General features: G+C 42.3%; 13 protein-coding genes and 2 pseudogenes. 11 read left to right on the top strand and 4 right to left on the bottom strand.

Going from position 1 to position 16,078, the window contains the following annotated elements:
- The first annotated feature begins 424 nt into the window (after positions 1 to 424).
- The 6 genes from IQ234_RS07590 (at position 425) to IQ234_RS07565 (ending at position 7,612) form a co-directional block, all read left to right on the top strand.
- The gene (locus IQ234_RS07590; RefSeq protein ID WP_193956650.1) at positions 425 to 814 is read left to right on the top strand and encodes a hypothetical protein; all 390 of its coding nucleotides are present in this window, start codon (positions 425 to 427) and stop codon (positions 812 to 814) included.
- Between the two features lie 83 nt (positions 815 to 897).
- Positions 898 to 1,971, top strand: a complete 1,074-nt coding sequence (gene bchI / locus IQ234_RS07585; protein ID WP_002770087.1) for a magnesium chelatase ATPase subunit I — start codon at positions 898 to 900, stop codon at positions 1,969 to 1,971.
- A gap of 127 nt (positions 1,972 to 2,098) precedes the next feature.
- Positions 2,099 to 3,466 (top strand): AAA family ATPase, encoded by a 1,368-nt coding sequence (locus IQ234_RS07580; RefSeq protein WP_193956649.1) that lies wholly within the window; start codon positions 2,099 to 2,101, stop codon positions 3,464 to 3,466.
- The gene (locus IQ234_RS07575; RefSeq protein ID WP_193956648.1) at positions 3,463 to 4,152 is read left to right on the top strand and encodes an HNH endonuclease; all 690 of its coding nucleotides are present in this window, start codon (positions 3,463 to 3,465) and stop codon (positions 4,150 to 4,152) included. The genes IQ234_RS07580 and IQ234_RS07575 overlap by 4 nt, the downstream gene beginning before the upstream one ends.
- 74 nt (positions 4,153 to 4,226) lie before the next feature.
- Positions 4,227 to 5,318: a glycosyl transferase gene (locus tag IQ234_RS07570; RefSeq protein ID WP_193956647.1), complete on the top strand. Its 1,092-nt coding sequence runs from the start codon at positions 4,227 to 4,229 to the stop codon at positions 5,316 to 5,318.
- A 302-nt stretch (positions 5,319 to 5,620) separates the two neighbouring features.
- Complete coding sequence (locus tag IQ234_RS07565) at positions 5,621 to 7,612, top strand: ABC1 kinase family protein (protein ID WP_193956646.1); 1,992 nt, start codon at positions 5,621 to 5,623, stop codon at positions 7,610 to 7,612.
- Positions 7,613 to 7,734: 122 nt separating this feature from the next.
- On the opposite strand, the gene IQ234_RS07560 is transcribed toward IQ234_RS07565, so the two are convergent.
- Complete coding sequence (locus IQ234_RS07560; RefSeq protein ID WP_193956645.1) at positions 7,735 to 9,039, bottom strand: cytochrome P450; 1,305 nt, start codon at positions 9,037 to 9,039, stop codon at positions 7,735 to 7,737.
- Positions 9,040 to 9,252: 213 nt separating this feature from the next.
- Positions 9,253 to 10,449 carry an alanine racemase gene (gene alr, locus IQ234_RS07555; protein WP_193956661.1) on the bottom strand — a complete coding sequence of 399 codons (1,197 nt, stop codon included), beginning with the start codon at positions 10,447 to 10,449 and terminating at the stop codon, positions 9,253 to 9,255.
- A gap of 377 nt (positions 10,450 to 10,826) precedes the next feature.
- Here alr and IQ234_RS07550 point away from each other — a divergent pair, with 377 nt between their 5' ends.
- The 3 genes from IQ234_RS07550 (at position 10,827) to IQ234_RS07540 (ending at position 11,955) form a co-directional block, all read left to right on the top strand.
- On the top strand, positions 10,827 to 11,102 hold the full coding sequence (locus IQ234_RS07550; RefSeq protein WP_193956644.1) for a polyhydroxyalkanoate biosynthesis repressor PhaR: 276 nt from the start codon (positions 10,827 to 10,829) through the stop codon (positions 11,100 to 11,102).
- A 113-nt stretch (positions 11,103 to 11,215) separates the two neighbouring features.
- Positions 11,216 to 11,524 (top strand): DUF4164 family protein, encoded by a 309-nt coding sequence (locus IQ234_RS07545; RefSeq protein WP_052276913.1) that lies wholly within the window; start codon positions 11,216 to 11,218, stop codon positions 11,522 to 11,524.
- 113 nt (positions 11,525 to 11,637) lie between these two features.
- Positions 11,638 to 11,955 carry a DUF4164 family protein gene (locus IQ234_RS07540; protein ID WP_079209767.1) on the top strand — a complete coding sequence of 106 codons (318 nt, stop codon included), beginning with the start codon at positions 11,638 to 11,640 and terminating at the stop codon, positions 11,953 to 11,955.
- 84 nt (positions 11,956 to 12,039) lie between these two features.
- Here the strand turns inward: IQ234_RS07540 and mnmE are convergent, their stop codons facing one another.
- On the bottom strand, positions 12,040 to 13,413 hold the full coding sequence (mnmE, locus tag IQ234_RS07535; protein WP_193956643.1) for a tRNA uridine-5-carboxymethylaminomethyl(34) synthesis GTPase MnmE: 1,374 nt from the start codon (positions 13,411 to 13,413) through the stop codon (positions 12,040 to 12,042).
- A 53-nt stretch (positions 13,414 to 13,466) separates the two neighbouring features.
- Between mnmE and IQ234_RS07530 the strand changes: the two genes are divergently transcribed.
- Positions 13,467 to 14,000, top strand: coding sequence for a DUF2062 domain-containing protein (locus IQ234_RS07530; protein WP_193956642.1), 534 nt, complete (start codon positions 13,467 to 13,469; stop codon positions 13,998 to 14,000).
- A gap of 201 nt (positions 14,001 to 14,201) precedes the next feature.
- Here IQ234_RS07530 and IQ234_RS07525 read toward each other — a convergent pair.
- A pseudogene (locus IQ234_RS07525) lies at positions 14,202 to 15,350 on the bottom strand (tetratricopeptide repeat protein); the annotation flags it as partial.
- Positions 15,351 to 15,630: 280 nt separating this feature from the next.
- On the opposite strand from IQ234_RS07525, the pseudogene IQ234_RS07520 reads away from it, so the two are divergent.
- A pseudogene (locus IQ234_RS07520) lies at positions 15,631 to 16,078 on the top strand (transposase); the annotation flags it as partial.

Raw genomic sequence — 16,078 nt, 5'->3', positions numbered from 1 at the left:
ATCAGTTATCAGTTATCAGATTTGAGTTTTGGCTCTTCTAGGTTCTGTGTGATCAGTTTAACTTACCATAGAAGTGATCGATCTTTGTGTCCTTTGTGTCTTTGTGGTTCGTTCCACCCCCTCGCTAGGAAGAATGTATCTTGTGAATACATTTTACCCACCAAATCCAAGAGAGCCGAGTTTTCAGTTCACCGATTACTGTTCACTGAAAACACTTCCTAATTCATAATTCATAATTCCCCACTGATTACTGTTCACTGTTCACTGAAAACACTTCCTAATTCATAATTCATAATTCCCCACTGATTACTGTTCACTGTTCACTGAAAACACTTCCTAATTCATAATTCATAATTCATAATTCATAATTCATAATTCATAATTCCCCACACCCCCACTGAATTACTGCTCACTGATAACTGAAATGGCCGATTCCGAACTACAGCAACAAGTCCAAAGATTACATCGACTGACGGTATGGGGTCGTTGGTTATTCGTGTTGGGTTGTTGGTTAGGGATTGGTTCGGTTAGTTTATGGCTTTTACGCGATGATATAGCCTTAATACGGCAGTATTTTACTTGGACAGCCCTAAGATACGCTTTAGCTTTCAATTACTGGGCTTCTATCGGTCTAGCCTTTTGTGTTGCCATGACAGGAGCAGTATTAGTCTGGCAAAGTCGCAACATTATTTTAGGACCTTCCCCCAGAGAAAAACTGCGCTTAGAACAACGGGTGCAGAAAATTCGGGCCAAAGGGCCGCATCATCCCCTCTGGCGCTGGATACTAAAAAGCAGGGAAAAAGACTTACAATGATAAGGCTTTGCTGAAAGCTGACGGCTAGAACCCACACTAGATATAATTCTTTACGCAACAACTCTTGACTTTTGAATCCACTTATGACCGTGACTCCCCAAGCTCCTCCGAAAACTCGCCGCGTGGTTTTTCCCTTCACCGCTATTGTCGGCCAGGAAGAAATGAAATTATCCCTAATGCTCAACGTCATCGACCCCAAAATTGGCGGGGTGATGATTATGGGGGATCGAGGTACGGGAAAATCGACCACGATTAGGGCTTTAGCCGACCTTTTACCAGAAATTGACGTAGTTGCTAACGATCCCTTTAATTCTGACCCCAATGATCCCGATTTAATGAGCGATGAGGTGCGGCAAAAGGTGGACGAGGCCATCCCCTTGACCATTGCCAAGAAAAAAGTCACTATGGTAGATTTGCCCCTCGGTGCCACGGAGGATCGGGTCTGTGGCACGATTGACATTGAAAAGGCCCTGTCAGAAGGGGTAAAAGCTTTTGAACCCGGTTTGCTGGCCAAAGCTAACCGCGGCATTCTCTATGTGGATGAAGTCAATTTACTTGACGACCACCTCGTCGATGTGCTATTGGATTCGGCCGCTAGTGGTTGGAATACGGTGGAACGGGAAGGAATTTCCATCCGTCACCCGGCCCGGTTTGTTTTGGTGGGATCAGGCAACCCAGAAGAGGGAGAATTGCGCCCACAACTGCTCGATCGCTTTGGAATGCACGCCGAGATTCACACCGTCAAAGAACCACCTCTACGGGTCAAAATCGTGGAACAGCGTGCGGAATTTGATGGCAATCCCCTCTCGTTTTTAGAGAAATACAACTTAGAACAGGAAGAACTGCAAAGAAAGCTAGTGGAGGCCCAGAATCTTTTGCCTTCTGTGGAGCTTGATTATGAGCTGCGGGTGAAAATTTCCGAGGTTTGTTCCGAGTTAGACGTGGACGGATTGCGCGGCGATATCGTTACCAATCGCGCAGCTAAAGCTCTGGCCGCTTTGGAAGGACGGACAACTGTGACGGTAGATGATATCCGTCGGGTAATTGTTCTCTGTTTACGTCACCGTTTGCGGAAAGATCCCCTAGAATCGATCGATTCTGGTTATAAAGTCTTGAAAGCTTTTAATCGCGTCTTTGGATTAGAGGAAAATTCCTAAATCTAATTCACCCTCTCCCCCAAGAGAGGGTTTTTGACTGGATTTAGAGATGAAGGCCAAAAAGGGCTAGATGTGGCCAAATAAGCTAGAATTTTATCGATCGCTGTTATTCTCTGGGGGAATGTCGATGTGGGTTGAAAGTATAACACTCGAAAACATTAAATGCTTCCAGAATCAAGAGATTAAATTTATTCGTAATCCCAATAATCAACGTCATTGGCGTGCTAAACCTTATCATTGGATCACTTTATTAGGAGAAAATGGAGTAGGAAAAAGCACGATTTTACAGGCTTTAGCTTTGCTGCTCGCCGGACCAGAAGCAGCCAAAGAATTATTACCACGTCCGACTGGTTGGATCTGTAATCCCAAGACACCGGGTAAATTAACCGCAGTGCTTCATCAAGAAGATGGGGATGCGGGAAAATTTGGTACAGATAAAACTCGAAAAACTTTTGCTTATTCCTATTTTGTTACAGGCAAGGAAAGGTTAGAGTTAGGAGGCAGTAAGGACAAACAAACCTATACAGAACCAGCATTAATCGAAGAAAATACTAAAATTTTAAGTTGGTTGCGAGCCAATGCTTTTGCCTCCGATAGTCATGGTTGGTTTGCCGTCGGTTATGGAGCTTTCCGTCGTTTGACACGAGTGAGTCAAGTGATTATTCCTAGTCTTGAACCCCAGCAACGCTCTAGCAACTTTTTCAGCCAATTTAATGAGGATACATCTTTAAGTTCTTTTGAGAGATGGATGGTGCATTTAGATTATCGAATAGCCAAAAATCCCCAAGATATTCAAGCCAAACAAATGAAAAAAATCGGCGAAGAAGCAATTACTAAACTGTTACCCGGTAATGTAGAAATTGCTGAAGTAACTGCCGATGGCTTGATTCAGTTTCTAGTTAACGGTCAAAAAGTTCCAACCATTAGTTTATCCGATGGTTTTCGGAGTATGATTGCTTTAGCTGGGGATTTAATTTGGCGATTATTACAATCCTTCCCCAATCTAGATAACCCCACAGAGGCTTCTGGAGTCGTCTTAATCGATGAGTTAGATATTCATTTACATCCTTCTTGGCAAAGGGAAATTGCTGGATGGTTACAGGAAGTTTTTCCCAACCTTCAATTCTTTGTCGCTACTCATAGTCCTTTAATCGCTGCCGGTGCGGGGGAAAAGTCTTTAACCCTACGAATCGATCTGGTAGAGGGTGAATCACAGATTGTAGAAATTCCTTATTTAGAATTAGCGGCTAATGTTGATCGTACTTTAACAAGTGCTGCTTTTGGTTTGAAATCAACCTTTCCCACTGAGACAGAAAATAAAATTAAGCGTTACCACCAACTAAATCGTAAAAATAAAAATCTGGCAGCAGAAGAAAAGGAAGAATATGAACAACTGTCATTATTTGTTCAAGACGTTAAACCCTTTAGCGAAATTAGTCAACCTAATAGTTTAGAATCCAGAATTGATGCCTTACTAGAGGAGCGTTTATCTTGATTGCTGTCACGAGAATATCAAAGCCACCCGTATTAGCTAAAAATGCCGCTCGTTGGCTAGAGGCTTTAGAATCAATAAAATCAGACAACAAGGCAACTAAATCTCAAATTAACAAAGCACAAAATAAATACAGTCATCCGCAAGTTAAAGAAGCATTAGTTAAAATGTTTAATGGGAAATGCGCTTACTGTGAAAGTAAGATTACAGTGGTAACTTACGGAGCGATCAAACATTTTTATCCAAAAAGCCAGTATCCTGATCTGACTTTTACTTGGGAGAATTTACTGCTTTCTTGTGATAAATGTAATGATGTTAATCACAAAGGCACAAATTTTCCTCTCGATGATATCACGGGAAATCCTCTGTTAATAGACCCCACGGATGGAGTAACCGATCCAAATACACATCTTGAATTTGTTTGGGATGGAATGGCAAAATTGGCCAGTGTTTATGGTCGGGATCGGCGTGGTCAAATTGTTGAAGATTTGTTCGATCTCAATGGTATGCGTGGACGAAAAGAATTAATCAACCATCGTAGTCAATATATTAAAAGGTTGTTAGCATTATTACGTTACGCAAAACAAGGAGACTCGGAGGCTTTATCTTTACTGCAAGAAGCTTGTCAACCAGGAGCGGAATATTATGCTTTTGCTAGTATTTATATACTGCCCCATTTGCCTCCGTAAAATTAAGGGTAATTATTATCTACGGTCTGAAAAACAAAATTTATCGCTTATTATTCTCACCTTACTTGCTATTTATGTCTCGTCCTGTTGTTTATTTTGCTGTTACTAATCATGGTTTTGGCCATGCCGTCCGCACTGCTTCGGTGGTAGCTAATATTATTGAACTTAATCCCGAAATTTTGCCGATATTAGTCACCACTGCTCCGCGCTGGTTATTAGATTCCTATATATCCGGAGAATATATTCAAAGACATCGGGGGTTTGATGTGGGGGTAATCCAATCGGATAGTTTAACGATGGATAAATTAGCTACTAAAGAAAAATTAGAACAAATAATTGCTCAATCAAGGGCAATTATTGCCAGTGAAGTTAATTTTATTAAAACTAATCGTGTGGGTTTAGTTGTAGCCGATTTACCGCCTTTAGCGGCACTAATTGCCAAAAATGCGGGGCTTCCTTGTTGGATGATTGGTAACTTTGGCTGGGATTTTATCTATCGTGATTGGGGTGAAGAATTTGCCAGTATTAGTGATTGGATTAGTCGTTGTTATAATCAATGCGATCGCTTATTTAAACTGCCTTTAGCAGAAGCAATGACAGCATTTCCTCACGTTACCGAAGCAGGTTTAACCGGGGGTACACCCCGCTACAGTGAAGAACAATTGCGACAGGAGTTTAAGCTAAATGCCCCTAAAGAAAAAACTATTTTATTGAGTTTTGGGGGGTTAGGATTAGAAGCAATTCCCTATAATAATCTCGCCAGTTTTCCCGATTGGCAATTTATCACTTTTGAAAAAAATGCGCCCGAATTGCCCAATTTAGTCCGCTTACAGGATAAACCAGATCGGAGCTATCGTCCTGTGGATTTTATGCCCCTGTGCGATCGAATTATTTCCAAACCGGGATATAGTACCTTTGCCGAAGCTTTAAAATTAGAGGTTCCGATTGTTTCTCTGACGCGAGAAGGTTTCGCCGAATCAGCGATTTTATTGGCCGGAATCCAAGATTATAGTTATCATCAAATTATTAGCAGTGAAGAATTTTTTCAAGGTAATTGGGACTTTTTACGTCAAGCTCCCCAACCGCCAAGATTAAAGGTTAAACTGCCTAAAGATGGTGCAGAATCGATAGCGAGAGCTATCGTAGAATACTTTGAGGGGCAATAAAAATGATTAACTTAGCCAATTTAACCTGGGATGATTAGCGGTGAATTTAGTTATCGGTCAGCCGACCCTTGTTTATTTAACAAAGTCCTAGAAATCAGCCAAATTACTGCCCTATTTTTTGACAATCACATTCGGGATAATCAGGGCAGTATCAGCCTCGAAATCGTCAAAAACACCGATAACCATCCGGGGAAAGTTGACGGCCAACCTGAAGCTAGAACTAGGGAGACAGAAACAAGATCGGGCAGAAAGCCGATACTTGTTACAATAGTTTACAAATCACCCTGCCTTGTCACCGAACTATGTCCGAACAGATGATCTCCCCAGAGACGCAACCCGAAGAAGCGATTACTGTTGAAGTGCAGCCCGTGCATATTCCCGAAGAGCATCGGGAAGATATCGGCCCCATGGATGACAACGTAGCCGAGAGTTGGCGCTACAATCCCCAAGTTATTAACGACTATTACCGTGGGCGACCTCTAGACGTTGTGGGGAGGTTAATCGAAATTGCCCTACCGGTTTTATCTTTTGTCATCGGTATCTGGTGGGATAAACTGCGGGGAAAATCGCCAAAAAATGAAATTAGACGGGCTGTACAATTGCGGGAAATGTTGACCAAATTGGGACCCACCTATATTAAAATCGGTCAAGCTCTCTCTACCCGGCCTGATTTAGTACCGCCTTTATATTTAGAAGAATTAACCACTCTCCAGGATCAAATTCCCTCTTTTCCTAACGAAATTGCCTATCGTTTTATCGAAGAAGAATTAGGTTATTCTCCTGAAGAAATTTATGCAGAATTATCCCCCAATCCCATAGCGGCCGCTTCCCTAGGACAAGTTTATAAAGGTAAATTAAAAACTGGAGAGAGAGTCGCCGTTAAAGTACAGCGTCCCGATTTGATTCGCTGTATAACTTTAGATGTGTATATCATGCGTAGTTTGGCGAGTTGGGCGAAAATTAATGTTAAAAGACTTCGCTCCGATTTAGTGGCAATTACCGACGAATTAGCCAGTCGTATTTTTGAAGAAATTAATTATCTGCACGAGGGACAAAACGCCGAAAAATTCGCTCAACTTTACGGTCATATTGCCGAAATTTACATTCCCAAAATCTACTGGAAATATACCGGCCGACGGGTTTTAACCATGGAGTGGGTGGACGGCACAAAATTAACTAATATCAAAGAAATTCAGGCCCAGGGTATTGATGCCACCCACTTAGTTAATGTGGGGGTGCAGTGTTCTTTACGTCAATTACTTGAACACGGATTTTTCCATGCGGATCCCCATCCGGGTAATTTATTAGCGACTCCTGACGGTAAATTAGCTTATCTTGATTTCGGCATGATGAGCAATATTGAACCCTATCAACGCTACGGTTTAATCGAAGCGGTGGTGCATTTAGTCAACCGGGATTTTGAGTCTTTGGCCAAGGATTATGTTAAGTTAGACTTCCTATCACCAACTACTAATTTAGAGCCAATTGTTCCCGCTTTTTCGGAAGTTTTTGGTAATGCTTTAGGAGCGAGTGTGGCAGAATTAAACTTTAAAAGTATCACCGATAAAATGTCGGCAATGATGTATGAGTTTCCCTTTCGAGTTCCTGCCTATTATGCCCTGATTATTCGCTCGATGGTGACTTTAGAGGGAATAGCAATTGGCATCGATCCTAATTTTAAGGTACTGAGTAAAGCCTATCCTTATATTGCTAAACGTCTGCTCACCGATCCTTCCACGGAGTTGCGAGATTCCCTGCGGGATTTATTATTTAAAGACGGTACTTTTCGCTGGAATCGTTTAGAAAATCTCTTGCGTAATGCTAAAGATTCTAATGATTTTAACTTCGAGAAAGTCACCGATCAAGCGTTAGATTTTCTTCTGTCGGACAGGGGTATATTTATCCGCGAAAAATTAGTGAATGAGTTAGTAAATACCCTCGATAATTTCGGCCGTCGCACTTGGTTTAATCTCACGGTTAATTTCCGGCAACAGGTGGGTTTAGCGGTGCAAGAAACTCCCCCAGAATTGTTAGGTGATGCTAAGAGTTTTGAGCATCTTCGCAACATCTTTAGTATTTTACAGGAAACGAAAGGATTTGATGCCATGGCTATGGTACCAGTGATGACGAAACTAATCGCTAAACCGGAAACCCAACAGATGGGACAAAAAATTGCTGAAGGTTTACTACAAAAATCCCTAGCGCGTTTAATTCGTTACCTAGTTCTCGAATTTGATACACCAAATCATCAGCAAAATGGAGAATTATCGAAAGTTTTACCCGCTGCCGATTAACCTCTGTCAGTTCCACCGACGGCTCAAAATCTGAGCATTTCCGACAATAAAGGCCGTGAAATAAATTTCACGGCTACGAGAAAAACGCTAAACTGTTTTTAAAGTTTTTTTATCCTAACTGGTTAACGGGGTTTAAAGGTGACTTGTAAACCGTCACGAGGATGGGGAGTGGGGATAGTGGTGAGGGTGAGATCTTGATTAGGGAGTAATTGCCAATCGTATTTTTCTACTAAACGGACGGCTAAAATTTTCATCTCTAAACGAGCGAATTCCTTGCCGATACATTCGCGCAATCCCCCACCAAAGGGGATATATCCGTAGGGTTTTTCCTCGGCTAAAAAGCGATCGGGATCGAAGGTTTCAGGATGGGAATAAATATTATTATCTTTATGGGTATTGCTGATTTGATACTGCACTAACCATCCTTTCGGCAAATGATAACCGTTAAATTGACAGTCTTCTATTACCCGACGGAATCCTCCTCCCACGGGGGGAGTAAAACGTAAAACTTCCTTTAAAACGCGATCTAAATAGGTCATCTGTTTGAGGGTATCAACGCTTAAAGGAGTAGATAGATCAAAATTAGTTATTTCCTCCAATACAAGCTGAAAAATATCGGGATGCAGTGCCATTTGTAGGCAGAAAGTGGCGATAGCGGAGGTTAAAGTTTCATGACCGGCAAAGAGTAATAATAGCACTTGATCCTTTAATTCCGCTAAGGATAAACTTTCACCGTTTTCGTCTTTAGCTTGTACAAGGATAGCCAGAGCATCCTGGCCTAAGTCATCATTTTTTTGTCTTTCTAAAATAATAGTTTCGATCGCTTGCAGTAATGCTTCTCGACAGCGTAATGCTTTGCCGAAAGCTGTCCAGGGAAGGGGAAGGGGAAGGGTAAATAGTCCCGCAGAAAAAGTATCAAAAGCTTCTCCTAATTTGGTGGCAGAACCCTGGTCAAGACCGATAAATAATTTACAGGCGATATCGAGAGTATAGTTTCTTAATTCAGGATACCATGACAGGGTTTTTGCAGTTTGCCAACGCTCTAAATAGTGAGCGGTAATTGTTTCTACCGTAGGGATATAACTTGCTAGAGACCGGGGTTGAAAAGCTTGATAGATTAAACGACGACGGGAAGCGTGGACATCTCCCGTATGCACCGCTAAAGATGCGCTACCTAGGAGAGTTTTGGTACTTTTAGGCCAAGTTGCTGCAAAGTATTTATTCTCGTTGCTAAGGAGAAACCGGTTAGCTTCGGTACCGGATAAAATAATCGTGGGACTGCCAAAAATATGAGTACGGAAAAGTTGACCATATTTGTTATGACGTTTACTGGCAAAATCCCCATCGGTCAAAAAAGCGATTGTTTCTCCTAATAGGGGTAATCCGAAACTGCCGGGGGGTAAGGGTATATCTTTGCTTATAGTCATCGCTGCCTCTAGGGTAAAACTAATCATTTGCCGTCGATTAACCCTGTTTATTCTAACCTAAAGCACCGGAGAATTCACCTCCTGATCTAGCCTGACAATTAGCGATCGCACTTGACCAAGGCAAGCACCTAAGCAAAATTAATTACAGATATCGCCAATCAGTTAACAATAAGAATTGCCGCCAATTGACATTTTTTAAGATCACCGCCATAATTAGCCATTGCTAATAATAATTCGCGGCAAACGATGCTTAAAACCGCAGAGAATCTCCCAGCATATCGTACCTAAATCCCGCGCCCAATCATCGGCGGTGATGCACTGTGGACCGTCTTTACCGATAAGTGTGACGATTTCCCCTGTTTTTACCTCTGGAATCTCGCTCACGTCAATCATTAACTGATCCATGGTTATCGCGCCGATTTGGGGTACTAAACGTCCTCTCAGGGATACTTTTAAACGATTGGAGAGATTGCGGGGAATTCCATCAGCGTAACCGATACCGACCACAGCAATACGGGTGTCTTTTGCCGCTATGTACTGATGACCATAACTCACCCCGGAGCCAGCGGCAATGGTTTTGACTTGGGCAATGCGTGCTTTTACTTGCAGCACGGGTTGCAAAGGAACTTTATCGGTGAGATGATCGGCGGGATAAAGACCGTAGAGAGCTAATCCCACTCTAACTCGATCGTAGTGCAGAGATCGATCGCTTAGGGTAGCGGCAGAGTTGGCTAAATGCAGACAGGGGGGATGATAACCTTTTGATCTTAACTCGGCGATCGCTTGTTGGAATCTTTGCCGTTGTAACTGCATGATTTCGGGATTCGGATCATCAGCCGTGGCAAAATGCGAGTATATACTGGCAATTTTCAGGTTAGGAGCCTCTAAAACCTGTTCGACGAATTTGGTGCCGTTGTGCCATGGTGTGCCTAAGCGAGACATCCCCGTATCTAGTTTGATATGGACCGGCAGCCGCTGCTCTAAGCGTCTCATAACGCTGGCAAAAATCTGCACCTGTTCGATTTGTACCAGGGTGGGTTGCAATTGCCAATGGGCTAAGGCTGCCACTTCTTCTGGGGTATTGACTGCCCCTAAAATCATAATTGGGGCAACGATTCCCGCTTCGCGTAGTTCGATACCTTCCCCGATAGTCGCGATGGCTAAAGACTGCGCTCCAGCTTCTAAAACGCTGTTAGCCACCTTAACTGCCCCGTGTCCGTAAGCATCGGCTTTAATTACCGCCATTAATTCCGTTTTTGGGGCTAATAATGCCTTGACTTTTCGCACGTTTTGTTGTAAGGCCGAGCGATCGATCTCTACCCAAGCACGATAGCGAATTACTTCCGACAATTGATAATCATGACGGTTTTTGGGCAGATCGATGATTTTCGGTTCGATGCTAAACACCACTCGTTCACTCCTTTGCACACATAACCCAATTTATACCAAAAGAAAACCGAGAGGGCTAGGAAAGAAGCCTGAAACTCCTCTGGATTTCCCCCTTTTTCCCTGTGGAATCTGGGTTTTAAGATGAATGGGATGTTAGGAAGTTCCCGAAAAAATTGGCAGTTAGGGTTATAAAGTCTAGAAACTAAGTACCTAAAAGCTTTTAGCTTAACCAATTAGGTTTTAGATTCGATCAAGTGACAAGAAAGTGGCGAAGTTTTCACCTAACACTATCTCAGTGGTTGGACAGAAGTGAAGTTAACTATGGGTTAAGGAATGCCAAAAAGCCTAGACTTAAGATAAAATTATATCCAACTAGATGCAGTATAGGAGTTTACCAAATGTCTAACGAAACTGTTACTTATTCCCTAGAAGCTGTCCTCACAAGGATTGAGGGGAAAATCGATAAGATTGATGAGCGGTTGACAAAAGTAGAAATAGGATTAACCGATCTCAAAGGGGATATTAAAGTGTTAGACGAGAAAATCGAAGGCATCGACAATCGGCTCAGATCGGTAGAGGGAACCCAAAAAAATCAGGTCTGGACATTAATCATCCTTTTGGGGAGTGCCATTATTACGGCTGCTTGGAAAGTATTTTTTTCCAGTAATATCTGAGTTCTCTAATCCTCAACAAGACTACAGTTAACCGCTCCTGAAAGAAAATTTTCTTAAAGCCTAGACTAAGATAAAATTATATCCAAGTCAGATGCAGTATAGGAGTTTACCAAATGTCTAATGAAACTGTTACTTATTCCCTAGAAGCTGTCCTAACAAGGATTGAGGGGAAGATTGACTCGCTTGAGAAGCGGGTTAACGAAAGATTTGACAAGGTAGAAGATCGGTTAACCAAACTAGAAATAGGAGTAACTGATCTTAAAGGGGATATTAAAGTGTTAGACGAGAAAATCGAAGGCATCGACAATCGGCTCAGATCGGTAGAGGGAACCCAAAAAAATCAGGTCTGGACATTAATCATCCTTTTGGGGAGTGCCATTATTACGGCCGCTTGGAAAGTATTTTTTTCCAGTAATATCTGAGTTCTCTAATCCTCAACAAGACTAAAGTTAACCGCTCCTGAAAGAAAATTTTCTTAAAGCCTAGACTAAGATAAAATTATATCCAAGCCAGATGCAGTATAGGAGTTTACCAAATGTCTAACGAAACTGTTACTTATTCCCTTGATGTCGTCCTCAAAGAAATTAAAGACAGTATCAAGGAAGTTAGCCAGAAATTCGATAAGATTGATGAACGGTTTGATCGATTAGATAATCGCTTAACAAAACTTGAGATAGGACAAGCAGATATAAAAGGAGATATTAAAGTTTTAGACGAGAAAATCGAAGGCATCGACAATCGGCTAAAATCAGTGGAAGGAACCCAAAAAAATCAGGTCTGGACATTGATTATCCTTTTGGGGAGTGCCATTATTACGGCCGCTTGGAAAGTATTTTTTTCCAGTAATATCTGAGTTCTCTAATCCTTAACAAAACTACAGTTAAACCAACACAAAAAAATAAAAACTTGTTTCTGGTTGACCGGATTTTCTAATTGCTTACTTGCCAATACAAAAACGGCTAAAAATGCGATCAAGTACCGATTCAGTTACTTCTTCGCCGGTAATTTCTCCTAAAGCTTGAATGGCAGTACGCAGATCGATCGACCAAAAATCAAAAGGTAAATTTTGGTCAATTGTTTTTTTGACCTGTTCCAAAGCAATTTTCGCCCTAGTTAAAGCGGCCGCTTGTCTTTGATTAATGGCTAAATCCAAATTAGCCGCCTGTATTTCTTGATTTTGGACAGCATTAATAATAGTTTTTTCTAAGTCTTCAATACCCTGATTTTGGACGGCGGATAGCTTGACAACTCGCTCAATTTCTGCTGGGTAAATTACCGTTTCTGGATTAACCAAATCAATTTTATTAATCACTAAAATTAATCGGCGATCGCTGACAGAGCGATAAATTTCCTCATCTTCCTCGGTCCATCCGGACTCTGCGGAGACGGTTAAGAGAACTAAATCAGCAGACCGGGCCGTTTGACGGGAACGTTCCACCCCAATTTGTTCAACTCGATCGCTGGCCGAGCGAATTCCTGCCGTATCGAGGACTTGTACAGGAATTCCCGCCACAACTAGCTGAGATTCGACGATATCGCGGGTAGTACCGGGTAAATCGGTGACAATCGCTCGATCACTCCGACTCCAAGCATTTAACAAACTGGATTTACCCACATTCGGCCGTCCCACGATCGCCACTTTTAGACCACTACGCAGCAATTCCCCGCGCTCGGCAGTAGCTAAAATTAAATTTACTTGACAAAAAACCTGTTCTATGCTATGGAGAACCGCCGCGTGATCCAAGGGCGGTAAATCCTCTTCAAAGTCAATACGGGCCTCAATTTCAGCCAAAATATCGAGACAGGTGGCACGCAAATGCCTGATCGGTTGCGCGAGTTTCCCCTGTAAACCAGCAAGGGCAAATTGTGCCGCTTGAGGAGAACGCGCCCCAACGAGATCGACGACGCTTTCGGCTTGAGTTAGGTCAATTCTGCCGTTAAGAAAGGCACGCAGGCTAAATTCCCCCGCTTGGGCCAAACGCGCCCCATTTTCTAGACATAACTGTAACACCTGTTGTACGGGCATAATGCCGCCATGACAGTGAAATTCCACCACATCCTCGCGGGTGAAAGAGCGGGGCGCTAACATGAGCAACAGCAAAGCTTCATCGATAATTGCCTGACTTTGGGGGTGCCGGATATAACCGTAGAGAAGACGATGACTTTGCCATTTTTGACGATTGCGGGTATGGAAAAGCCGACGAGCGATCTCCACTGCCTGACTACCAGATAAACGGACAATACCGATGCTACCCTGTTCCGGAACGATCGCCGTAGCGATGGCGGCGATCGTATCCCCTGTGTTTAACATCTCTTAATCACTCCTTGCTAAAATTGAAGTTGGTATCAATTTTGTCAGCATTTATGCCCGAAAATATGCGCTCACGGTCATTAAAAGCGAAAAATAAAGACAATAGCCTAATTAATCGTCTGACGCGCTCCTGTCGCTACTGGTGGATTCGCTTAGTGCGATTGCAGGGACATCCGATCGAAATCGCTCGCGGGTTAGCGGTGGGGGTGTTTTCTGGGGCCTTTCCTTGGATGGGATTACAGATCATTATTGCGATTTTTTTAGCTTTCTGTGTGCGGGGCAATAAAATCGCAGCAGCGGCAGCCACTTGGGTGAGTAATCCTTTTACCTATATTCCCCTGTTTTTGTTTAATTATAAATTGGGAGAATTGTTTTTAGGTCAAGGAAATCAAGCGATCGATAGTCATATTTTTGCCTCTAACCAAAGTTGGGCGGAAAATTGGGCAAGTTTGAGCGGGGAATTTCTCTTAACACTATTTTTTGGCAGTTTGATTACAGGTCTGTTGGCGAGCATTATCACTTATTTTGTTAGTTATCGTCTCCTCAGTCAATGGCATCACCGGGGACAAACAGGTAGAAAACGCTGATAAAATGTCACCGTTCAGAGGGGGACGAAATCTGGTAATCTAAGGGGCATGGATGAGAAGCACCTACGGTAATCCCATAATAAGTCTAAACTGTGATTTGAATGATTGAATGAATACTATGATTGTGTTGTATTCAGCAAGTCTTCATCAATGATCAATCATAGTCCATCCCATAATCACATAAATTAGAGTTAAGACTCTTTACCTAATAAAGCGACGCACTAGCCACCGAGTGAGCATCCATAGCAAATAAAACGGCATCCATAGAATAACTATAGGAATAACTATAATCCACTGCCACCAAGTTAAAGAAGTGGGTTTTTTCTGTTGTCGCAGCCTTTGTAAATTATTACGACAGGTTTTTGTATTCGGATGATTCTCTCCTAAGAGTCGTTTACACAAATCTAAAGCTTCTAGATAGAGAGGTTCCGCTTCTGTGTACCTGCCTTGGGAACGGTACAATGCTGCTAAATTGTTGAGGGAAGTTCCCACAAGGGGATGATTGTCTCCTAAGAGTCGTTTACACAAATCTAATGCTTCTAGATAGAGAGGTTCTGCTTCTGTGTACCTGCATTGGGAACGGTACAATGCTGCTAAATTGTTGAGGGAAGTTCCCACAAGGGGATGATTGTCTCCTAAGAGTCGTTTTAACAAATCTAAAGCTTCTAGATAGAGAGGTTCCGCTTCTGTGTACCTGCCTTGGGATTTGTACAATCCTGCTAAATTGTTGAGGGAAGTTGCCACAAGGGGATCATTGTCTCCTAAGAGTCGTTTTCTCAAATCTAATGCTTCTAGATAGAGAGGTTCTGCTTCTGTGTACCTGCATTGGGATTTGTACAATCCTGCTAAATTGTTGAGGGAAGTTGCCACAAGGGGATCATTGTCTCCTAAGAGTCGTTTTCTCAAATCTAATGCTTCTAGATAGAGAGGTTCTGCTTCTGTGTACCTGCATTGGGATTTGTACAATCCTGCTAAATTGTTGAGGGAAGTTGCCACAAGGGGATCATTGTCTCCTAAGAGTCGTTTTCTCAAATCTAATGCTTCTAGATAGAGAGGTTCCGCTTCTGTGTATCTGCCTTGGTATTTGTACAATTCTGCTAAATTGTTGAGGGAAGTTGCCACAAGGGGATCATTGTCTCCTAAGAGTCGTTTTCTCAAATCTAATGCTTCTAGATAGAGAGGTTCCGCTTCTGTGTATCTGCCTTGGTATTTGTACAATTCTGCTAAATTGTTGAGGGAAGTTGCCACATGGGGATGATTGTCTCCTAAGCGAGATTGTACCGCTTCGAGACAATTTTTCCTATATGTTTCTGCCGAGTTATACTGTCCTTGCCCCTCATAAAACCATGCTACCCCAACAAACGCCCACATTAAATTATCATCATCAGGATTAGGAATATCATCCAGCATCTCTTGACTAAGTAACTCCAGATGAGGAATAGCCAGACGCACCCTTTCAATATCTGCAATAACCGGAGTATCAGGAATAGTCTTTGCTACGGCAATTCCACTACTCGCAATTCCCTGACAGGGGGACAAGCAAGCTGAAAAGCTTATGTAGCATGGAATACAGATACAGATTCAAAAAAAAGATAAGTCATATATAGTAAATATAGCCTAGATAACGAAAATGATAAGTGAACTATACCAGAAAGTCTTAGAGAATGAACTGGGGCGAGCCAGATATCTACTGTTGTTAGTGATAGTTGGAACCTTGCAAATACTAAAGCAAGCCAAGTTAGAGATATTAGCAGAAGCACTGCCAATACCGATACTGTTTGAGAGTCGGAGAAAAAAACTAAAAAGATTTTTAAAGCTGGAAATCCTGAACATTGAAAAAATCTGGTTTCCCTGCCTAAAAGAGATGTTAAAACAGAAGGAGAGATTCACAATAAAAGGATTAGTATATATTGCCATAGACTGGACGAGTTTGGGAGCAATAAATATCTTGATGGTGAGTCTAATTTACGACAAGAGAGCCATGGCAATCTATTGGGAGATATTAGATAAAAAAGGAAGTAGTAATCTCGAAGAACAGCAGCGAGTATTGGGGAAAATATTGACGGTGCTATCAGGTC

It is taken from the genome of Microcystis aeruginosa LEGE 91341, from assembly GCF_015206885.1.
GTDB classification, from domain to species: domain Bacteria; phylum Cyanobacteriota; class Cyanobacteriia; order Cyanobacteriales; family Microcystaceae; genus Microcystis; species Microcystis aeruginosa_H.
Note: the sequence above shows the minus strand (reverse complement) of the source record. Positions and strands in the feature narration are given on the sequence as shown.